The following is a 21,014-nucleotide window of genomic DNA, read 5'->3' as shown; positions in this document are numbered from 1 at the left end:
CTTTTACCTTAGGACTGCGGTCCCAGCTAAGAGGCATCCAAATATTAAATTGCCATTACCAGGGAATTTAAGTTTATAAGGTTTTCTACCTCATAAGGGATTCCCTGACGCGAATGTATCTTAAATACCTGAGCGCATATTTATCCCGCCAGAAAAAATGTGACCGAAGTGTTATTAGCCGTTCTTATCGGCACTTTTATATCTAACCGAGACCAAAATGCTACCGCTTCGTGAGCATCTATTAAGCACAATCTCATGTGTTCATAGTACGGTTGCCCATGTGCAAAATGCGTATGAAGCCGTTCAGCCCGAAGATATAGCGGGCGAAGACGAGGTCAAACCGGACAGGACGCCCTCAAGGGCGAGGCCGGTACGCAGCACAATTCCGCAGCCTTCCTCTCATACGATCGCCTCTTCAAAACCTTTAGCGGGCGAGGATCCTACTCCCTTGAATAGTGATGGCGGCCAGGGCGATACTCCTCGTGACACCAACTCCGAGCCCCCGATCCGGCGTTCTCTGCTGGTTAGAAAACCCCAGGGCTTCAGTGCCGAGGGCGGTGTTTCCGCTAATACCACCGGCGGGGTAACTGCCGTTCCCAACACCGGTAACCTGCAAAAGATTCATGCCCCCTTGCTGGGAGAGTCTAACGCTGACAATCCCGCGCCTAGCGACCAGCTGGCAAAATCTGCAGAAGACTCCCGGAAGGGCGAAAAGCTGTCTTCGCCCTCGGAAAAACTGCAGCTACCGGGAGTGAAGGCTCACACCTCCCGCTTTCGGCGGGTAGTGAAAAACGATTTTTCGCAGATTAATAAGCCACTTAAACGCGACGATGATCTCCATATCATCCAACAGCTTGGTAAAAAATCTAACCGCTGGGGCAGATGGGCACGCAACGGTTGGGTGCCAACTCAAGAGGGTGCCTATGCGATGGCGCTACTGCCCTACTGGATTGGAGTGATAGAGTCTTCGCTTCGTCCAGTTCATTGGCTGGTATTTACGCTGTGGCTTTGCGGATATTTCGCCTTTAATGCGGGGGGACTGTGGTTGCGATCCCACCGTAAAGATCGTTACTTCAAACCATTACAAATCTATGGTGCTATAACTTTAGTTTTAGGAGTTATCAGCCTGCTGGTAGCACCCCCGCTGCTGGAGTGGACCCTAGTATTTTTCCCGCTAATCGTAATCGCAGTGGTCGAATCGATTCTCCATCGGGAACGATCTTTATTGGCGCGCACCAGTACCATTTTGGCGACTGGAGTCATGAGCCTAGTTTCCTACGATATCGGCACCCAGTTTTCGCGATCTTTCGCTGCCATTCCCTGGTTGGAACATACTGCTACCAGTAATGTTGACTGGGTCGTATCTCCTACCGGGAATCTGCAAGGTTGGGGCTGGATGCTGGTAGTAGCTTGGGTCATTACCTCTTACTACTGGTCAACTGTTCCCTATGTGCGGTCTTTGGTTCGCCGGCGAAATTCACAGCCTTTCTGGTTCTTTTCGATAGGGGCTCATGCAGTACTAACTGCGGTGATTCTGGCATTTTTCATTCTAGGTTGGGTTACCTGGTGGCATCTGTTGGTTTGGACGCTGCTGCTGGCGCGCTCAATTGCGGTGCCGCTATTGCAAAAGAAATATCCGCAGGCGCTTACGGTATCGCGGATAGGGTTCGCGGAGATAGCGGTGGCGATGCTGATCATTATTACTTTACTGGTGTAACCCCATTAAAAGGGAGAGATTAGCCTTTTAATGGTTCTAGGATTTGCAGGACGCGGAGCTTCCATCCGTTTCACCACAAATGATTGCGCCGTGGCTTTGGTAGTCCTATTAATCCCCAAGTTGTGGTTACGAGTTTCAATAAAACGCGCATAGTCTCCATCGCCGGAGTCTTCCCACGCTTTCGCTACCTGGCCATATAGTTCTTTAGCGTGATTTCCTCCCACACTGTGGTAGTTCTTATAGGTCCGCACCGTAGTCAGGTTGGGAACATTGGGATTTGTCCGTCCGTCAAGCCGGGGCACAATATCGGCAGAATTTTCTAGTGATACCATATGGACTCCTGACGCCGGACGAAAATTGCCGGTATTAGAACCCAGCGTTACCACGCTTTTTATATTGTATTTTTTTGCCAAAGCGGGATTTGCACCTAGTTGTGCTGCCACCGCCCCGCCTTGCGAGTGACCTATCAGTTCTACCGGTTGCCCGCGGCGATACCCGGCCTGATCTAAGGCTCTAGTAACCGCATTGGTCATATCGGAGTTTCCTGCCCGACCCGATGCATTTGTTTGCAAATTAGTGCGCATATCTTGCGGATTTGCCCCCGTAACCGTCCATACCTGGGTGCCACGGATATCTACCCGCCAAGCAACCCGATTACCGGTACGATATTTAACTACCCGCAACTCGCCATGATCGGGAAACGCTTTTGCTTGATTAAATTCGCTGACCAGTCCAGAAATGTTTAAGGGAGCGGTAACTTTTTGAGATTTACCATCGATTTTCGGGGCTACCCACAGCGAACCCGGTCCTTGAAATGCCGCAATCTGCTGGGCGAGCCGGGCAGACAATAACTGGACGATGAAACCTTTGCCGTTTTCACCCTGCTCATTTAGGGCTGCGAGCAAAGAATTATCGCGGTGCCGGTCGTTTTGTGAAACCCACAGCGCAGAATCACCTATGGAATCATCAGGTTTGCTCCATAACAAAAGTCCCGCAAGACTACCGAAGTCTATTGAACCGGAAAGCACATCCAACGAAGAAACTATCTGTCGCGAACGTGCCTCGCAGTTTTCGTATCTGGCTGCTGCCAGCAGCAAGTTATTTTGTAGCAATCCGATCTGGAGAGATAAATCTATCGCTGATTCCGCGAGCATCTGCAACGCTGAAATCAGTCGCTGCGTTACCGATATCCGCGGCAAGATGGCAGCAGAGTTTACTGCTTGATTGGCAATCCGTCTGACCTGTAAAACCTTTTCTAAAACACTGTTTAAATTGGCCGCGTTAGCACGAATAACAGCGGTGTTAATCCCCAGCTGGTGACCGCCAACTACGCTAATCGGTAGGGAATTATCATCGGTGGGCATAGTTATTTTCCCGCCTGCTGTAGGGCTAGCAGCGCCGAGATTGCTTCCTGGGCTAAGCTATCCGCCGCCACGGCGGCTCTAGATAGCGCAATCAGGTGCTGCTCGTGACGCCGCAAAGTTCCTTGCGCAGCGGTAGCTGCATCTGATGTCCACTGTTCACGCAAATCCATCCCAGCCACTTGTCCTGAAGCGCTGTGCGCCACCAGCGCCGCTTGCCGCATATCCTCGCTAATAGCGGCAGCAATCGCCACCTCGCTTGCCATATCCTCTCCTTCCTTAGCTATTTGCGAATCTAGCGGGGCAATAATTCGCGGAGCTGTTTACAAATAAACAAATTAGGAAAACTAGATCGTAATCCCGGCTGTGCAATATTGATGCGAGTGGCACTAACGACACTCCTAGAGGTATGGGATAACATAAAACACATGGTGAACTCCCAAGACAGCCGCCTGAAATCCGGTCTTAAACTGCCTTCTAAAGTTGAAGACCCGGTGATTGTGGTCAACCACCTGACCAAAGATTATGAGTCAGGAGCGGGCAAGGTACGTGCTCTGGATAGTATTTCCATCGGGATTGCTCGCCGCCACTTCACCGCGATTATGGGCCCGTCCGGGTCTGGTAAATCGACATTTATGCACTGCTTAGCCGGGTTTGAATCCGCTACTTCCGGCTCTATTAAAATCGACGACACCGAGATCGTAGGGATGAACCAGCGCCGGCTCACTCGACTGCGCCGTGATCATATCGGCTTTATTTTTCAGGCATTTAACTTAATCCCCACGCTGAGCGCGAAAGAAAACATGGTTTTGCCTTTCGAAATCTCACGTCGAAAATTTCCCGCAGAACGCTTCGAACAGGTAGTCGCGGCATTGGGGTTACAAGATCGCCTAAATCATCGTCCCTCGGAGCTTTCGGGCGGGCAACAGCAGCGAGTGGCTTGCGCTAGAGCTCTCCTCCAAGATGCGGTGGTGCTTTTTGCGGACGAACCCACGGGAAATCTAGATTCTGAATCCTCGGAGCAAGTGCTGCGTTACCTGCGTAAAGCAGTTAATGATTTTGGGCAATCAGTAGTGATGGTGACCCACGAGGCCGCGGCGGCCGCCTATGCTGATCGCGTCCTGTTTTTATCCGATGGCAAGATTGTGGCCGAACTTGATAATCCGGAACGCGAAAGGATACTGGCGGCTCAAACCGAACTACCTGCTTTTATGGCCACGCACTCCCTACCTAATACCGAGAATGCTGCCAGCGGATCCTTAAAGGATACCCAGAAATCTGCCGCATTCTTGCCGGCTGGAACCAAAACAGGTGCCTGGCCAGATCATGAAAAAATGCAGGCGCGCCTGGCAAACTTACAGCTAGCTCGAGGCGCTCAAGTTGAGCTACCGCCTCGCTCCGCCGCCCCAAATAAAGTTGGGGGCATAGATGCGGGGGCATTGCACGCCCTGATGGGAGCTGGAAAACCGGTAGTACCCGCGGAATTGCGTACCCGAGAGGGCGCGCGGCGAGCATTGGCTAAGAAGCGGGAAGCGGCGCCGCCAGAAAAGAAAAGCAACCCGCCGGTGGAAGTAGCCTCGCCTGGAAGCGCCAGTAAACAGGCCGAGCCCGCCGCCTCCAAAATGCCCGTTACCCGCCTAAGTGGCAGCGTGCGGGAAACTCGGGATGAACGCGGCACTACTTGGCAGGGATGGACTCCCAAACCGGGATCGAGAGCTACTAAAGAAGAAAAACCGAGTCCACAGTTGTCCTCAAAAAACGTGCCTAAGCCGGAGCCTGCGCGCTCGCCCAGCCCCCATACCTCGGCAAAACCGCTTGCCTCCACACCCGGTGGCTTTAAAGCAAACAAGATTGCTACTAGCGCGTCTAGAAAGACTGACCAAAAAACTGATAACCAGCGCTGGTCGGGACTTTATTCAGTATTTTCCAATCCGGTAGCAGAAACTAGCGGATTTTGGGAGGACGCAGCAGATGTTCCCGCCTCCAGGAAAACTACCCGCACTGAAAATCCTGAGCCTACAGCTATACACGATTCCCGGGCAAATGAAGCTTTGGCAGCCACGAAAAAGACCCCTAGCAAACAGACAGGTGGCGCTGCCCAGCCGGAAGTATCCGCAAGCAAGGCAGGAACCAAGAAAACTGCGGGGAATCAAATGCCGCCAATTGAGGCCAAACCGAGTAAATCGGTACCACGCACCCCGGAAGACACTTTAAATCAGGAAAAACAGCGTTTGCTCGCCATGATTAAGAAGGCGGAAGCACTGCTTGATTCCTCGCAAGATGCGATCGATTCCTTTGAAACCCCTCAGGATAAAGCATGATTAGGATAGCTTGGCGCAACCTGCGCGCCCACCTGCGACGTTTCCAAATGTCGCTACTGGCAGTGGTGCTCGGGGTGGCTTTCTTATCAGGAATTTTTGCGCTCCGCGCCACCCTTGCCGATTCTTATGATTCTTTGATCGCCTCTACCAACACTTACCAGTATTACCTGGTAGGAAAAATGCAGGGTGAAAAAGTTGCAGGGCAGACTCCCGTGCGGGATAGCTTAGCCCTAACAAATGTTAAAGAAGCCGAAAAGGTAGCAGGAGTCAAGTATGCTGATCCTTATTTAGTGGATGTGTGCATGCTGGCCGACCAGGATAATAAACGCCTGGGACAAGCGGGACAAGTATCCATTTTGCAGGTTCTATATCCGGGACACTCAACCCAACCCCGCTTGATCAAAGGGCAAGCTCCTCGCGGTGAACAACAAATCGCCCTTGAAGAATCCGCGGCTAAACGCTTAGGTATAACCACTGGAAAAAAACTAAAAATATACGTTTCTAGCGAAGGTAAAACCGCTACGGTCAGCGGGATTTATCGATTCCCCAACCCGGTAGCTTTCACCAACTATGTTTTTGTGGATGCCGATGGCTTCGTGCCTCTAACCCAAAAACCTCCGCCGTTAGCCACCACCGCTATCGGTATCACCGCTGAAAAAGGAGTGTCCTCCCAAAAGCTGCGCGCCTTACTCAATAACGAGTTTTCAGATACTGCGGAAGTAATGAGCCAGGCCGAATACAACGATGAGATAAATACGGCAGCAAATAGCTCTCTCGATTTTGTCAATGTATTTTTACTGGTATTCGCAGCAATCGCCCTATTTGTGGGGACGTTTATTATTACCAACACTTTCCAAATGATGGTGCGTGCCGAGCAATCACAATTCGCGATGTTGCGGGCAATCGGGGCTAGCGGAGGACAAGTGTTCTCGATTGTGACGCTACAAGGCTTACTAGTTGGTATCCTCGGCTCCGCGATCGGGGTGGGAGCCGGATATCTACTCACCCGCCTGGTTTCCTGGGGCTTAGCAAAAGCCGGATTCGAAGCTTTACAAATTAGCTGGTCCTGGTCAATTACCCTCCTGGCTTTAACCGTGGGCATTTTGGTGACGGTCATCGGTTCCCTTTGGCCTGCCCGCGCGGCGGCACTTACGCCTCCGGTCGAGGCAATGCGGCAAAATACGCAAACCCAAAAGCCGGTATGGCCACGAGCCATAATTGGGACGCTGGTGCTGGCGCTCGCAGGGGGACTACTTGCGTGGGCATCCTCTGATAGCGGGAAAAACGGCCTGTGGCTCGGCATTGGTGCCACCCTATTCTTGCTGGCCATGCTGATTTTGGTTACTCCTTTATCCGCAGCAATCATTAGGGTCTTAGCCGGACTGATTTGGTGGCTGCGTCCTCATGCCCGCTTGGCGATGCGCACCTTAACTGCCAACTTGAGGCAAACGGCCAATACTGCCGCCGCCCTGATGATCGGGGTTGCTCTGGTAGCCGTGGGAGCGACTTTGGCTGCCTCTACCAAGGCCTCTACCCAATCGGTAATAGATCAAAAGATAAACACCGATTTGGTGGTGAGCACGGAGCCAACAGTGGTTTCGCTTTCTCCCAGTCTTTTGGACAAAGCCGCCCGAGTATCTGGGGTAAAACAGGTAGACCTGATGACTGGAATCGGGCTTTTTCGGATTACAGTTCCGGGGAAAAAACCTGAGCAAACCATGATGCAAGTGACCTATCCGCAGTTTGACCGCTACATTAAGGTAACCCCCATTAGCGGTGCAACCGCAGACTATTTCTCGCAGTCACCTGCAACTCCTAGAGCAATTGTTTCACGCGCCTGGGCTAAATCTAGAGGGCTCGCCCCCGGGGACAAGATCGAGATCAGCGGGATTCACGGGCAAGAAATAGTTACTATCGCCGCCACTATCGACACCGAATTAATATTCCTGGATGTAATGGTGCCCCGCTCCCTGGCCACCAAACTAGGTCCCGAAGCGGCCGACATTACCACCAGCGCCTCCATCGAACTTGAGGACGGGGCTGACCTGAATAAAGTACAACGCGAGGTGCAAAAAGTAGTTTCAAACAACCCCTTTATGGTGGTGCAAACGCATCAGGAAGCAGCAGATAGAGTGGCAGCTACCGTAGATCAGGTTTTGTCAGTCCTGTACGCACTACTAGCATTATCCCTGATAATCGCAGCTTTAGGAATTATGAACACGCTATCGCTTTCGGTGCAGCAGCGTTTTAGAGAACTAGGGCTAATCCGCACCGTGGGGCTTTCTTCCCTGGGGCTATCCCTGATGATTACCGTCGAGTCGGTGCTGATTACGCTGGCAGGTACCCTCCTGGGGATAGGTGGCGGAACCGCGCTGGCAACGTTTGTGTGTCGCTATCTATCCGACCGCGGGATCAGCATTATTGAGGTGCCCTGGGCTTCGCTCGGGTTGATTTGTCTATTGGCGGTGCTGGTAGGAACTTTGGCGGCGCTAATGCCGGCGCGCCGCGCCCGCAGGATGCCAATCCTGGAGGCGGTCTCCTCCGGGGATTAAACCTGAAGAGGCGACGGAAGCTGCTGCCTAACGCCGCTTAATGCCTTTAGATATACCGCTACCCAGAAACGCCGCCGGGTTAGTTAAACCAATCGTCATCAGTCGCGGACGGAATATGCTTACGCCAATCCTCGTAATCATCGCCGTTATCATCTTCGGCTTGATCACGTTGTTTAGCCTGCAGCTCCCGCTGCAACGCTTCGTAGTCCGTCTCGGGACTGTAGTACTTTAACTTACGCGCTACTTTTGTCTGTTTAGCCTTTTGACGGCCGCGCCCCATGGCGTGACCCCCTCCACAATAATCACGGATACGCCGGACGCACCCTAAAACTTCTAAAATGTTCTGTATAAAAAGATACCCCATTACGGGCGCCATGACCATTTGAGCCGCCAGGTGAGGTTAATGACACCAGGTGGGAATGGCAATAGTCTTACTGTGTAAATAGCTGGGCTTTGGAGTTACTTTAGTATCCGGCGCACCAGCAGCGCTCCTAAAGCCAAGGCTCCCCCAGCAGCTAATGCCACCTTTCCCAGCGCCTCTGGTTTGCCGGTACTGGCCTGCTGCACGGTATCTTGAGCTTTATCCGCTAAGGCACGCGCCTTCTTTCGGGCATCGGATTTTGCTCGCTCTACATTAGCTTTCGGTGAAAAATAATCGGAAAGTTCCTCTACGGTGCCACTTAAGTCTGCCCGGACAGCCTCGAGATCTGCCTTAATCTGACTTTCGCTACGTGCTGTCATCTTATTCCAAGCCTTTCTTTACTGCTGCGATACCTTCTTTTATACCTTCTTGAGGGTCTGGTTTTTCAGACATTCCTTTTTGTAAAGAAGCCTTGCCTACCAGCGCTAAAATCAGCAGCAACACCAAGAGGATACCGGCAACAATCAGTTTCGCCGCCCATACCGGCACTACCAGCGCCAGAGCCTCTGCCGCTGCCCCAAACAGGAACCCCAACATATAGAGGGCGAGCACCCCAGCTACTACCAGGAGCGCAATTCCCAGCCCGGAACGCTTAGCCATATTTGCGGCCTTAACCTTAGCCAGTTCAATCTCACCCTTTACCAGTGCCTGCACCTGGTCAGATAGTTTCGAAACCAGATTTCCCAAATTAGGACGGGCAGATCCTGTTTTTTCCGCAGCCACAGCTGCCGGTTTGCTGGCACTTGCTTTATCGCTGGCATTTTCCCGCCCCGCTAGCTGCGGAGATACATAGCGCGGAGCAGTTTTGCTACCCGTATTTGCAGCACCACCAGCTGCTGCCTGGGGAGCAGTAGATCCCTGAGGCGCTCCTCCATTTTGCGGCGAGTGGTAACCGGGAGTTGCCGGAACTCCCGGAGTCGCCCGATGTTCCGGCGGAGTTCCAGGTGCCGAATGATAGCCGGGAGTAGGCGGTACCTGCCGCTGTGAATCTGACATTTTCAAATCGCTCCTATCCATAGCTGAGAGCTGTTCCTTGTAGTAACCATATTCTAAGCTATAGGCAGTTTCTATAGTTTCCCACAGTTTCCCCCTTAGCGAATCGGGCTACCGCGATCCGCCACTAGCTACACTCTCCCCTAGCTGCGAGGGAGCGGCGAGGAAAACACCGGCAAATAGGCGGTTAAATCTGAGCCCACGCCCGTGGCGGTAATCTTCTGGGCGTTCACGGCGTTTTCCCAGTTCAAGATGCCGGTGGCGAGGGCGAGCCAAGTATCCGTATTCATTTCCACCACCGCTGGCGGGGTTCCACGCCGATGCACGGTTCCCGCGCCAATCTGCACTGCCCCAAAAGGCGGCACCCTCACTTCTACCGCCTGCCCCGGATGACGCTGAGCTAACACTTGCAAGCTGTAACGAACTGCGGTGCCAGTGTCTGCCCGGCTGGCATTTCCCCTGCTCCAGACCGCTAAAGCCGTCTGCCCATCCTCCGCAGATATTTTTCGCCCCAAATCGGCCTCCTAAGTTACTAACTCGCGGCACTTGCTGCACCCTGACTGGCTTTACTAACGCTTTTAACCCGCCACCCCTTAGGCTATAACCGATGCATAATCCTCAGCCAGACCGGCGCCAACGCTACCGCGCGCTTTACACCTTGCTTTCGGCGGCAGCCTTGACCTTGCTGGCAGTGTCGATGCTCAATGTATCCATCCCCTCCATGACCAAAGCACTGGGACTAACCAGTAGCGATGTGCAATGGATAATGGCGGGCTACACCCTGATTTTTGGGATTGCCCTAATTCCGGCAGGCAGAATGGGAGACACGTGGGGGCACCGCCGCCTATTTGTAATCGGGGTAGCAGTGTTCGCCCTTTCTTCTTTAGGCGCAGGTCTAGCTACCACCCCGCTAATTCTAATTTTGATGCGTCTACTGGCCGGAATCGGTGCCGCCATCATCAGTCCCCAAGTATTAGGGCTGATCCAGATCCTTTTTCATGGGGAAGAACGCACCCGCGCCTACGGATCCTTCGGAATGATTATCGGGATTGCCACCGCCATCGGCCCCACGATGGGAGGAGTACTAATCGCGCTGCTAGGTACCGATCTCGGGTGGCGAGCCGCGTTCTTAATCAATATCCCCATCTGCCTAGTAATTATTTTTGTCACCTACCGCACTATTGCCCCTGACCCCGCCCGCACAGCTAGCGACACTCGCCTTGATTTGCCGGGAATCTTCTTGCTGGCGGCAGCCTTTTTGGCGGTAATGTATCCCTTTATTGATGCCACTATGCCTGGTGGAGGACTTGGAAATTGGCGCTGGCTGTTGCTGCCGGGTGGAGCCCTAGGTTTCCTAGGATTTTGGGCACTGGAGGACTTCCGCGAAAGACGCCAGATCCCGGTAATCATGCCCCGCTCTCTGCTCCTAGATCCTTCCTATATGGTGGGTACGATAGTACTGACTGTATTTTGCGCAGGCTGGACAGCACTATTTATTATTTACACCCTCTACCTGCAACAAGGATTAGGAATCAGCCCCCTGGTAGCTGGACTTTTACAGATCCCCTTAGCGCTAGGCTCCGCGATTGCTTCCGCTAGGTCTTCCCGCCTGACCCTAAAGTGGGGTCGCGGGATTTTAGTCATCGCCTGCGCCCTCGTTATCGTCTCGTTGAGTGTTACCGTGCTAATAACCCGGATTGCTTCCCCCGGGAGCATCCCCTATCTGTTAATAGTTTCCATGTTCTGTTCAGGTTTAGGATCGGGAATTTTCTTTTCTCCCGCGCAAGCACTCTCGCTGCTTTCGATACCACCGGGCAGAGCTGGTGCGGCCGGGGGAATTTCCCAAACTGCCCAACGGGTAGGAGGAGCTATTGGGTTGGCCGGCGCTACTTTAGCTTTTTACCTGCGGCTAGGTACCATCACTGCCCCTGCCGGCAGTGAGCCTGCTCGAGCCGCCTACACCGAGGCATTTAGCTACGGAATGTCCGCGGTAGTAGCTTTCATCATCATCGCTTTCCTATTTGCACTGACTGATGCCCTGAAACGCCGGGAAAATCCGTTAAAGTTTGAAGTGAATTCGCCAAAGAAAGAGAATGAATAAATGATGGCTTTGGTAATTGGCATCTGCTACCTCCTGCTCGCAGCCTACCTGGGGGTGGGACTGATTTTATTTCATCGTCGCCACCTGCCCCGCGCCTCCCGCTGGGGGATCGTGAATGCCGCCACCATCGCCAGCGATAATGCCTGGATCCAGGCTCACCGGGCGGCAGCTCCCCTACTGGGGGCTACCGCGGTACTGTGCGTGATTAACGGGTTTGCTATCGCTGCCCTCACCGGAGAACATAAGCTGTCTGTGCAGCTTATTTGCAGCTTAGGTACCGTGATCTTTACCGGTATCGTTTACTGGTCGGCGCGCCGGGTCGCCACCGTACACGCCAAGAAAGCTAGCTAAAACCTAGCTTCTAAGAACGAGCCAGAAACTCTACCTCTACCTCGCAAGGAGCTCCTAACGGCAGGGCGGCCACCCCAACTGCGGAGCGAATATGGGGTTGGTCAAAAAGCTTCCCGAAAGTATCGGAGGCACCGTTGGCTACACTCGCCTGACCGGTAAAAGTGGGAGCCGAGGCGACAAAAACGGTCACTTTAAGTACCCGTTCTAGCTGGTCTACCCCACCGGCAACCTCCGCGCCAGCTGCCAGGGCATTAAGGGCGCAAACCTGAGCTGCCCGATAAGCATCTTGAGGACTAACTTCTGCCCCCACCAAGCCAGTTGCCACCAGTTCTCCGTCCACTACCGGAATCTGCCCGGAGGTGCGCACCAGTAATCCGCCCTCGCCCGCAAGGGCAATTGCGGGGGTATAGGCCGCCACCGGAGTCGCTACCGGGGGCAAAAGCATTCCAGCCTCGGTTAAACGGTGAGAAACGTTCGACATTTTATTCACCGCGAGGACGTTTTAGATAGGCGACTGGGTTTTCCCAACCATTGGGGCCGGCAATTACACTAACCAGTTCCCAGCCGTCTTCTCCCCAGTTATCAAGAATCGCTTTCGTATTGTGCGACAGTAACGGAATCGTCGCATATTCCCATTTAGTCATAGGTCAAGTCTAATGGCAGCCAGGCGCTTAACGCACCCGCGCTAAAACATTGGGGGTGGTTGGTTGGCGGAGCTCGGCAGCCAGTTCGTCATGAGACTCGTTCAGCCATTGCCACCAGTCGGTTACGTCCTCGTAGTGACGCAGCATCGCGCGGCGCTCCCTTTCAGTGAGGCCGCCCCACACCCCGTAGTTAGCTTCTGATTGTAAGGCATCGGCTAGGCATTCAAGACGTACTGGACACGCGAAACAGCGAGTGCGAACTTGTCGTTGCGCCGCTCCTTGTACAAATAGAGCATCCGGTTCCTGACCAGCACACAGAGCCCGTGCAGCCCATGTCTCATCCTGGCTAAAACTCATTATTCACTCCTTGAGCTCTCGCGGCGACATTGCCTATATATGTGACCGTACCTACATTTTGCTAAAAACACAAAACGAAAACCAGAGAAAAATTTTACCTAAAATAATAGATAGTTATTGCCCACAATCTGCTCCCAACTGCCAGCGAAGGTGCCCAATAGGCCGGAAGACAAGTAGGCTAGGAATATGCATAAAGGCACCGCTCGTTATCTGCCCCGTCAGCAGCTTCGTCGCACCCTAGCGGCACTGGCGGCTTTAATCGCACTGGCTGCAGTGCTCCTAGCCGGTCTATCCCTGCCTGTCGTGGGAGTAACGGGGCTAGCGGCTCGCGCCGGAATGAGCGCCCTCACCGAAATACCCAGCGAATTCAAACCCACTCAGCCATCTCAGCAATCGGTGATTTACTCTCGCGATGGCAAAGCAATCGCCCGTTTCTATGCCGAGAACCGTATCGTCGTCAAGCTCAAAGACATGTCCCCCTGGGTTCAAAAAGGAACCATGGCTATCGAGGATCACCGTTTTTATCAGCATCGCGGGGTAGACCTTGAGGGTATTGCCCGCGCTATCGCTAACAACTTAGCTGGTAGGGATACCCAGGGGGCTTCCACCCTGACTCAGCAATTGGTAAAGAATACCTTGATTGACAAGGGTCTGCGCGCCGGTGATATGAACGAGGTTCGCAAAGCCCGCGAACAGAGCATCTCCCGTAAACTGCGGGAAGCCAAGGACGCCCTCGCTATCGAAAAAAAGCTTTCTAAAGACCAAATCTTAGAGGGGTACTTAAATATCGCCCCCTATGGAACTTCGGTTTACGGGGTAGAATCGGCCAGCCGATACTATTTTTCGAAAAGCGCGAAAGACCTGACGCTTAGCGAAGGTGCCCTGCTATCGGGCATTACCCAGTCCCCCGCAAAATACGATCCCACTGTCCACCCAGATTATAGCCAAAATCGTCGTGACCAGGTTTTAAAGGCGATGCTGCGCGAACAAATGATCTCCTACGATCAATATAAAGAGGCTAAAGCGGTACCGGTTCCTGAATTATTGAAGGTTTCTCCTGGTCAGCAGGGATGTGCAGCCGCGGGGAAGGCCTCTTTCTTTTGCGCCTATGCAGTCAACGAAATTTACAATAATCCTGCTTTCGGCAAGTCCCTTAATGACCGGCGACGCCTGTTGCTACGCGGCGGTCTAAAAATCTACACCACCATGGATTCCAATATGCAAAATGCGGCAACCGATACCGCTTTTAACCGCATCCCAGAGGCCGATGGTTCCGGACTGTCCATCGCGATTACTTCTATCGAACCGGGAACGGGAAAAATTCGAGCTATCGCCCAAAACACTCCTTACGGTAATCCCGCGAAGGAGCATCCGCGGGCAACCCAGAGCTCATTCGGGGTGGATAAGGCGCACGGTGGAGGCGCGGGCTTCCAGCCAGGCTCATCATATAAACCGGTAACTTTGGCTACCTGGTTTGATAATGGTTACTCGGCCTATTCGGTTGTGGGAGGGCGCACCGATTATTCTCCGCGCGATTGGAAAGTTTCTGGTAACTGCCCGGTACATGCTGGTCCCTGGCCGCTAAAGAACGCTACCGGGGGTAACAACTATGCCACTTCGGTTTTAGAAGGTACCCAAAAATCTTTAAACACCACCTATGCCGGGATGGCTACCAACCTTGATCTTTGCGATATCTACAAAATGGGCGAGAATCTTGGCGCGGTGAGTGGCGATCCTAATCTAAAACAGGATTTCGGTCCATCCTTTATTATTGGCGCCGGTTCCGTGACCCCCCTAAACATGGCAAACGCGTTTGGCACTATTGCTTCCGGAGGTACACTCTGCTCGCCGGTAGCACTCGAAAAAGTGGTGGATGCCGACGGTAAATCTTTCAAAGTTCCTTCGGGAAACTGTAAACGCACCGTTGAAGAGAGCGTGGCTAATAAAACTGCTCAGGTACTGGTATCTACCGCTAATAGTTATGGAGGCCGGGTCAATATTGGCCGCCAAGTAATGGCAAAAACCGGTACCACTAACGGCCCGAAAGCGGCCTGGACCGTGGGGGCAACCCCGAATCTGGCAACCGCGGTTTGGGTCGGCTACTCCCAGGGAGGGCCACGCAACCTGACGGGATTGAGGATTAACGGTGCTTACTATGGGATCGTTTGGGGTAGCACCGTTCCCGCCATGGCATTTAGGGAATACATGTCAGCAGCAGTACAACCCCTGCCGGCCACGAGTTTCCCGGCCGCCAATATTGGAGAGGGTAAAACCATTTCCCAAGGCCGAGTGCGGCCTAAGCGCACGCAACCCAGCGAAGAGCCCTCGCCCTCGCAATCGCCTACTGCTACCACCACCCAGATCACTCAAACTTTTTATTATGAGGAAGATTAGCTTTTGAGGCGCCACCGCACCCGGTTATCTTTAGCTGCAGGCGCGATAGCGTACCCATTTTTTGAGGCTCGATCACCGCGCCTGCGCCGCTACCAGTTGAGGGAGAACCTAGGGAAGCTACCGTCCCTAGTTTTGGAAGATTCTGCCCCTAACTATGCTATCCGCATAGATAGACGCGAGGAAAACCGAAGAGCAGCCAGCAATTCGCCTAATATTTCATCAGCCAGTTTGCGCTGGCAACTGCGGATATTACACCTATCAGACCTGCATCTTTGGTCGGGAACTAGCTGGCTTGCCGACTGGGTGGCCTCACTGGCGGAATTTCAGGATATAGATTTTGTGGTGCTAACCGGAGACAATTTTGCGGATGCTTCCGGATTAAGGATGCTCTCCCGCGCCCTCAACCCTTTGCTAAAGCTACCGGGCGCGTTTGTATTTGGTTCCAACGATTACTATTCAGGCATCCCCAAAGTGCCCTTGCACTATTTTTTCCCGAACAAGAAACCCAAGTTACGTACCGTTCCCGACCTGCCGACCGAAGATTTTCGCGACTTCTTAACTGCTAGAGGCTGGAGCGATCTTAATAATCAGGTAGCTACCTGCACTCTGACTTCCCCTGCTCGGCAAGGACACAGCGCAAAAAAACTAACCGTGGCGCTGACGGGTACCGACGATCCCCATATTGGACGTGACCAGGCGGTGCAGGTCCCGGATACCTGGGAGAAAGCAGATTTGCGGCTCGCCCTCACCCATGCCCCCTATGCGCGCGTCCTCGACCAATATGTAGCTTGCCGAGCCGACCTGGTGCTGGCCGGACATACCCACGGAGGTCAGGTTTGTCTGCCGGGATTTGGGGCTCTGGTAAACAACACCGATCTGCCGCTACGCTATTCGGGCGGGATGCATTTATGGCATATAGGCACGGTAGCTAATCCGGCTCCTCGGGTACACAAAGGGATAACCTACCCCCTCCCAAACCTCAACAAGCTTTCCGGGCAGGCCGGAATCTCTGATTGGAGGCCGGGCGGGAAAACCTGGGTACATATTTCGCGAGGACTAGGCACCTCCAAATTCACACCGGTGCGTCTTGCTTGCCCACCCGAGGCGGCAATCATTAGCATTACTGGCTACGCCTAAAGAAAAAGCCAGCTCACGGCGGAATACTAGAAAAGCGGGTCAGGTTTTGGTTTTGCATCCTCCTAGCTTGCAAAAATAGCGGGAAAGAAGCATCTCCTTAAAATATGTGACCTACACGCCCTCTTTAGCAGGTAAAGCCGATTTACGGTAGAATAGGATCCGGAAAAATTGTATTTGGGAGCCTATAAGTTATGACATTTGAAATCGGCCAGACCGTTGTTTATCCCCACCATGGCGCGGCGGTGATCGAAAATATCACTACTCGTAAACTCAAGGGAGAAGACACCACCTACCTAATGCTGCGGGTTACCAATGGCGATATGACTATCCAAGTGCCGGCGGCAAATGTGGATATGGTTGGGGTTCGCGACGTGGTCGATGAAGAAGGCCTAAAAGAAGTACTAGCGGTGCTGCAAGAGGCCCATATTGAAGAACCCTCTAACTGGTCACGCCGCTATAAGGCTAATGGCGAAAAAATAGCCACCGGAGACATCTTAAAAGTTTCCGAAGTGGTACGGGATTTAACCTTCCGTGATAACGAACGCGGACTGTCGGCCGGTGAAAAACGGATGCTGGCTAAAGCGCGGGCAATTCTGATTTCTGAACTTGCTTTAGCGAAAAACGAAGACGAAGAGGCGGCCTCGGATCGTCTCGATAAAATCATGGAAGAAGCCCAGGTAGAATACAACCGGGTTAACGATAAATAGAGGTAAAAGGACTGGTTATGGGGCGCAGCGTTTACTGCGTCGTGACTGCCGCTGGTTCCGGATCTCGTCTCGGCAATCCCGGACCAAAAGCGCTAGTAAAATTGGCTGGTCAGACTTTATTGCACCATGCCCTGCGCTCCCTAGAACCGTTGGATGACTTGGCCGGGGTAGTAATTACCGCTCCCGGCGATCACCTAGATGCTTTCAGCGCGATTGCCCGTACCGCCTCCCTGTCCTACCCTTGGAAAGTTGTAGCCGGGGGCACAAACCGGCAAATCTCCGTCTACCAGGGTCTGCAAGGGTTATTAACTTTCGAAACTGGCGAGGGGATAGTCCCCGCCAAAGACCCGGAAGCTATCGTCCTGATTCATGATGCGGCTCGGGCACTCACTCCTCGCGCGCAGTTTCAACGCGTTTGTTCAGCGGTCGCCTCTGGCTGCCCGGCGGTAGTACCCGCCACCGCTTTGGTTGACACCGTGCGGGAAATCGCCGGTGAATCATTTTGCCGGGCGGGGGTAGAGATTACTCCCTCAGGAGCTACCCCCGATCGTTCCCGACTGCGCTGCGTACAAACCCCCCAAGGTTTTGCCGGGGATGTTATTTTTGCGGCTCACGAACAGGCGCGAAAGGAAAGCATTTCCGAGGACGGGGCTCTAGATGATGCTCTACTTGCAGCTAAACTCGGTTACCAGCAATACTTTGTGGCAGGATCAATGCGAGCTTTGAAAATCACGTACCCCTTGGATCTAAAACTAGCCACCTGGCTGGTGGAGAATCCCGAGCAAGAATAAGGGCAGGAACTTATGGCTGAAACCAGTGATCAACAGCAACATCTGGCAGGCGAGAACCATGACCGCACCAAAGGTAAAATTTTAGCCTGGTCGTTGTGGGATTGGGGCTCTGCGGCCTTCAACGCGGTGGCCACCACCTTTGTTTTCACCGTGTACCTAACTACCGAAGATTTATTTGCCCCCGGCAATCGGGCTACTACTGACTTGTCGATTGGGCTAGCTTTCGCCGGATTGGTGATCGCTCTGGTGGCACCGGTTTCCGGGCAGCGTGCTGACCATAAGGGGCGCGGCACCCGGATGTTGGCACTGTTTTCTACCCTAGTAACCATCTGCATGGCGCTAATGTTCGCGGTCTACCCCACTTCTCCCCTCGGAAAAACCGGGGCGCTGTGGCTAGGGGTGGCGCTGCTTTCTTTTGGAAATATCTTTTTCGAGTTCGCCTCCGTGAACTATAATGCCATGTTGTCGCGGGTTTCCACGAAAGAAAACATGGGAAAAGTATCCGGTATCGGTTGGGGTATGGGATATCTGGGCGGCATTATTTTACTGGGGGTGCTCTATGTTGGTTTCATCTCCCCCGAAGTGGGCTGGTTCGGGGTAACCGGTGAAAACTTCCTAAATATCCGGATCGCCATGGTGTTCGCTACCATCTGGTTTGCGGTGTTTTCGATTCCGGTGATTGTGGCGCTTCCAGGACGGCGGCGAGGAGCGGATGGAAAACTCCATCCCGTGACTATGGCAGGGGTCGATTCGCAAGACCAAGAACCTATTGGGGGTTTGGCAGGAGTTAAAGCCGCCTATATCGAGCTGTGGGAAACCATTAAACGTCTAGCAAAAACCGCCCCCGAAATTTTGCGTTTCCTAATTGCGTCTGCAATTTTCCGAGACGGCCTCGCCGGGGTATTCACCTACGGAGCTATCCTGGCCTCTACCGTTTTCGGTCTAGACGGCGGGCAAGTAATGATTTTCGCGATTGTCGCTAACGTGGTGGCGGGAATCGCCACTATCGCCTGCGGGGTCGCTGATGACTTTTTTGGTCCGAAAAAAGTAATGGTTTTTTCTCTTGTCTGTATGACCTGCTTGGGGCTGACCCTCTTTTTTGCCCACAACGGTGGCGCCAAGATCTTCTGGTCTTTTGGGTTGTTGCTGTGTATTTTCGTCGGTCCCGTCCAGTCAGCCTCGCGTTCCTTCCTGGCGCGGATTATTCCTAAGGGGCGCGAAGGAGAACTTTTTGGGCTTTACGCCACCACTGGAAGAGCAGTTTCTTTCATGTCCCCCACTTTGTTTGCCCTGTTTGTGTGGATTGGAAAACTTTTCGTGCCGGCAGGGGCTAGCTCCCAGCATTTCGGAGTCTTAGGGATCACCCTGCTGCTGGGAACCGGGCTCGCATTGCTGATACCCCTTAAAGCTCCGGAGCATCGTTAATTTTTCCTCCTTTCATTTTTCTTATTCTCAAAGCGCGGTAACGAGCGTAAGTAACTAGCTTCTAGCGTTGCTTTAAAAAACGGTAGCGCCTGGAAGTGGTACGTGACACAATGAGGGCATGAAAAAAATAATTAATTCTGCCGACAATGTAGTCGCAGATTCGCTAAAAGGTTTAGAACTAGCTCACTTGGATACCCTGCGTATCGATCATGAAAACAAAGTGGTTTACACTCGCCGCGGCGCCGTTAAAGGCAAAGTAGGTTTGATTTCGGGCGGAGGCAGCGGACATGAGCCGCTGCATTCCGGTTTCGTAGGCCCCGGTATGCTGGATGCCGCCTGCTGCGGAGAGGTCTTTACTTCCCCAGTACCCGACCAGATGATGGCCGCCACCAGTGAAGTAGATGGGGGTGCCGGTGTCCTCCATATCGTCAAAAACTATACCGGCGATGTGATGAATTTCGAGATGGCCGCAGAGATGGCAAACGCCGAAACCGGGGTGGATGTGCGTTCGGTAGTGGTCAACGATGACGTAGCGGTGCAAGACTCGCTCTATACTGCGGGACGCCGCGGGGTGGGTGCCACCGTTTTCGTAGAAAAACTGGCAGGAGCCGCCGCGGAAGCTAAAGCCAGTTTGGACGAGGTAGAACGCATCGCCAAGGAAGTAAATGAACGTTCCCGCTCCTACGGGATTGCCCTTACTTCCTGTACGGTTCCCTCTGCCGGTAAACCCACTTTCGACCTCGGAGAGGACGAGATCGAGGTAGGTATCGGTATTCACGGGGAGCCCGGACGGGAACGCCGCCCCTTAGTGACCGCCGATGAGCTTGCTGCGGAACTGGTGGAACCGATTTTGGCAGACCTAGATTTTAGTGGGGAACCGGTATTTGCGATGCTCAACGGCATGGGTGCCACCCCGATGATTGAGCTCTACCTGGCGTACGGCGAGGTAGCCCGGATACTTGAAGCTAAAGGAATTAAAGTAGCTCGTTGCCTGGTAGGTAACTACATTACTTCCCTAGATATGGCGGGCTGTTCCCTGACTCTAACCCAGGGCAGCGACGAGCTCCTCAAACTCTGGGATGCTCCGGTTAACACTACCGGTTTGCGTTGGGGGTGCTAATAGTGGCAGAAACCCAAAACTTTTTCGCCTGGCTCACCGCCTACAAAGAGTTAATCGTCGAGAACGCCGACTACCTGACTGATCTCGATAGACGCATTGGGGATGCCGATCATGGTGCCAATATGGCGCGCGGCATGACCGCAGTGGCAGAGCTCGATCCCACCAGTTTTGCTGATGCCGGCGCCCTGCTAAAGAAAGCCGGCATGACCCTGGTTTCTAAAGTGGGGGGCGCTTCTGGGCCGCTGTACGGCACTTTCTTCATGCGCATGGGGGCAGCGTTAACCCCTGATGCGGACACTGAGGCCATTGGGAAGGCGCTGCGAGCCGGAGCCGATGGGGTAAAGATGCGAGGCAAAGCCGAACTGGGTGATAAAACCATGCTTGACTGTCTCTATCCGGCTCTGGATGCTTTTGACGAGGCCGCGGCCGGAGGGCTTCAGGCCGCATTGGCGGCAGCCAGCGAACGCGCTGATAAGGCTGCCAGTGAAACCGAACCGATGATCGCAAAGAAAGGTCGCGCCTCTTATCTAGGGGAACGCTCTCAGGGCACCCCTGATCCCGGCGCTACTTCCTCTGCTTTACTGTTCAAAGCGGCCGCCGCTGCTTTGGCATAACACCGGTT

General features: G+C 53.4%; 21 protein-coding genes. 12 read left to right on the top strand and 9 right to left on the bottom strand.

The window, feature by feature from the left end; translation table 11 throughout:
* Nucleotides 1-280: 280 nt before the first annotated feature.
* A complete protein-coding gene (locus tag ACZ5BI_RS00310) occupies nucleotides 281-1,717 on the top strand; it encodes a YwiC-like family protein (protein WP_316098286.1) in 1,437 nt (478 codons plus the stop codon).
* Between the two features lie 5 nt (nucleotides 1,718-1,722).
* On the opposite strand, the gene ACZ5BI_RS00305 is transcribed toward ACZ5BI_RS00310, so the two are convergent.
* Together ACZ5BI_RS00305 and ACZ5BI_RS00300 are read right to left on the bottom strand one after the other, a co-directional pair.
* On the bottom strand, nucleotides 1,723-3,081 hold the full coding sequence (locus tag ACZ5BI_RS00305; RefSeq protein ID WP_464896356.1) for an alpha/beta hydrolase family protein: 1,359 nt from the start codon (nucleotides 3,079-3,081) through the stop codon (nucleotides 1,723-1,725).
* Nucleotides 3,082-3,083: 2 nt separating this feature from the next.
* Nucleotides 3,084-3,344 carry a hypothetical protein gene (locus ACZ5BI_RS00300; protein ID WP_316086891.1) on the bottom strand — a complete coding sequence of 87 codons (261 nt, stop codon included), beginning with the start codon at nucleotides 3,342-3,344 and terminating at the stop codon, nucleotides 3,084-3,086.
* Nucleotides 3,345-3,461: 117 nt separating this feature from the next.
* On the opposite strand from ACZ5BI_RS00300, the gene ACZ5BI_RS00295 reads away from it, so the two are divergent.
* Both ACZ5BI_RS00295 and ACZ5BI_RS00290 read left to right on the top strand, forming a co-directional pair.
* On the top strand, nucleotides 3,462-5,399 hold the full coding sequence (locus tag ACZ5BI_RS00295) for an ABC transporter ATP-binding protein (protein ID WP_464896355.1): 1,938 nt from the start codon (nucleotides 3,462-3,464) through the stop codon (nucleotides 5,397-5,399).
* Nucleotides 5,396-7,951 carry an ABC transporter permease gene (locus ACZ5BI_RS00290; RefSeq protein WP_464896354.1) on the top strand — a complete coding sequence of 852 codons (2,556 nt, stop codon included), beginning with the start codon at nucleotides 5,396-5,398 and terminating at the stop codon, nucleotides 7,949-7,951. Before ACZ5BI_RS00295 ends, ACZ5BI_RS00290 begins: the two co-directional genes overlap by 4 nt.
* Before the next feature lie 79 nt (nucleotides 7,952-8,030).
* Here ACZ5BI_RS00290 and ACZ5BI_RS00285 read toward each other — a convergent pair whose 3' ends face one another.
* From ACZ5BI_RS00285 to ACZ5BI_RS00270, 4 genes are all read right to left on the bottom strand, one after another.
* Entirely contained in the window at nucleotides 8,031-8,231 is a 201-nt protein-coding gene (locus tag ACZ5BI_RS00285) for a DUF3073 domain-containing protein (protein ID WP_238127980.1), read from the bottom strand.
* A 179-nt stretch (nucleotides 8,232-8,410) separates the two neighbouring features.
* On the bottom strand, nucleotides 8,411-8,692 hold the full coding sequence (locus ACZ5BI_RS00280) for a DUF3618 domain-containing protein (protein ID WP_464896353.1): 282 nt from the start codon (nucleotides 8,690-8,692) through the stop codon (nucleotides 8,411-8,413).
* A 1-nt stretch (nucleotide 8,693) separates the two neighbouring features.
* A complete protein-coding gene (locus ACZ5BI_RS00275; RefSeq protein ID WP_464896352.1) occupies nucleotides 8,694-9,368 on the bottom strand; it encodes a phage holin family protein in 675 nt (224 codons plus the stop codon).
* Nucleotides 9,369-9,508: 140 nt separating this feature from the next.
* On the bottom strand, nucleotides 9,509-9,880 hold the full coding sequence (locus ACZ5BI_RS00270) for a sterol carrier family protein (RefSeq protein WP_464896351.1): 372 nt from the start codon (nucleotides 9,878-9,880) through the stop codon (nucleotides 9,509-9,511).
* Between the two features lie 92 nt (nucleotides 9,881-9,972).
* Here ACZ5BI_RS00270 and ACZ5BI_RS00265 point away from each other — a divergent pair, with 92 nt between their 5' ends.
* Together ACZ5BI_RS00265 and ACZ5BI_RS00260 are read left to right on the top strand one after the other, a co-directional pair.
* Nucleotides 9,973-11,466, top strand: a complete 1,494-nt coding sequence (locus tag ACZ5BI_RS00265) for an MFS transporter (protein WP_464896350.1) — start codon at nucleotides 9,973-9,975, stop codon at nucleotides 11,464-11,466.
* Nucleotides 11,467-11,817 carry a hypothetical protein gene (locus ACZ5BI_RS00260; protein ID WP_278605367.1) on the top strand — a complete coding sequence of 117 codons (351 nt, stop codon included), beginning with the start codon at nucleotides 11,467-11,469 and terminating at the stop codon, nucleotides 11,815-11,817. It begins immediately after the preceding gene.
* Between the two features lie 10 nt (nucleotides 11,818-11,827).
* Here the strand turns inward: ACZ5BI_RS00260 and ACZ5BI_RS00255 are convergent, their stop codons facing one another.
* The 3 genes from ACZ5BI_RS00255 to ACZ5BI_RS00245 are packed head-to-tail and all read right to left on the bottom strand — an operon-like array spanning nucleotide 11,828 to nucleotide 12,818.
* Nucleotides 11,828-12,298, bottom strand: coding sequence for a RidA family protein (locus tag ACZ5BI_RS00255; RefSeq protein WP_464896349.1), 471 nt, complete (start codon nucleotides 12,296-12,298; stop codon nucleotides 11,828-11,830).
* A gap of 1 nt (nucleotide 12,299) precedes the next feature.
* Complete coding sequence (locus ACZ5BI_RS00250) at nucleotides 12,300-12,461, bottom strand: DUF4177 domain-containing protein (protein ID WP_022864469.1); 162 nt, start codon at nucleotides 12,459-12,461, stop codon at nucleotides 12,300-12,302.
* 27 nt (nucleotides 12,462-12,488) lie between these two features.
* On the bottom strand, nucleotides 12,489-12,818 hold the full coding sequence (locus ACZ5BI_RS00245) for a WhiB family transcriptional regulator (protein WP_024060005.1): 330 nt from the start codon (nucleotides 12,816-12,818) through the stop codon (nucleotides 12,489-12,491).
* Between the two features lie 186 nt (nucleotides 12,819-13,004).
* Between ACZ5BI_RS00245 and ACZ5BI_RS00240 the strand changes: the two genes are divergently transcribed.
* The 7 genes from ACZ5BI_RS00240 to dhaL all read left to right on the top strand — a co-directional run bounded on the left by ACZ5BI_RS00240 (nucleotide 13,005) and on the right by dhaL (nucleotide 21,006).
* On the top strand, nucleotides 13,005-15,212 hold the full coding sequence (locus ACZ5BI_RS00240; RefSeq protein ID WP_464896348.1) for a transglycosylase domain-containing protein: 2,208 nt from the start codon (nucleotides 13,005-13,007) through the stop codon (nucleotides 15,210-15,212).
* 228 nt (nucleotides 15,213-15,440) lie between these two features.
* Nucleotides 15,441-16,349, top strand: a complete 909-nt coding sequence (locus ACZ5BI_RS00235; protein WP_464896347.1) for a metallophosphoesterase — start codon at nucleotides 15,441-15,443, stop codon at nucleotides 16,347-16,349.
* A gap of 191 nt (nucleotides 16,350-16,540) precedes the next feature.
* Nucleotides 16,541-17,056 (top strand): CarD family transcriptional regulator, encoded by a 516-nt coding sequence (locus ACZ5BI_RS00230; protein WP_238127972.1) that lies wholly within the window; start codon nucleotides 16,541-16,543, stop codon nucleotides 17,054-17,056.
* A gap of 17 nt (nucleotides 17,057-17,073) precedes the next feature.
* Nucleotides 17,074-17,847, top strand: coding sequence for an IspD/TarI family cytidylyltransferase (locus tag ACZ5BI_RS00225; RefSeq protein WP_316098186.1), 774 nt, complete (start codon nucleotides 17,074-17,076; stop codon nucleotides 17,845-17,847).
* Nucleotides 17,848-17,859: 12 nt separating this feature from the next.
* Complete coding sequence (locus ACZ5BI_RS00220) at nucleotides 17,860-19,272, top strand: MFS transporter (protein WP_278605362.1); 1,413 nt, start codon at nucleotides 17,860-17,862, stop codon at nucleotides 19,270-19,272.
* A gap of 118 nt (nucleotides 19,273-19,390) precedes the next feature.
* The gene (gene dhaK / locus ACZ5BI_RS00215) at nucleotides 19,391-20,392 is read left to right on the top strand and encodes a dihydroxyacetone kinase subunit DhaK (protein WP_238127969.1); all 1,002 of its coding nucleotides are present in this window, start codon (nucleotides 19,391-19,393) and stop codon (nucleotides 20,390-20,392) included.
* Between the two features lie 2 nt (nucleotides 20,393-20,394).
* Nucleotides 20,395-21,006, top strand: a complete 612-nt coding sequence (dhaL, locus tag ACZ5BI_RS00210) for a dihydroxyacetone kinase subunit DhaL (RefSeq protein WP_316086995.1) — start codon at nucleotides 20,395-20,397, stop codon at nucleotides 21,004-21,006.
* Nucleotides 21,007-21,014 lie beyond the last annotated feature (8 nt).

The sequence above is a fragment of the Varibaculum sp. GTC20041 genome (genome assembly GCF_055387755.1).
The sequence above is the reverse complement of the archived record's forward strand: the minus strand, read 5'-3'. Positions and strand labels throughout refer to the sequence as shown.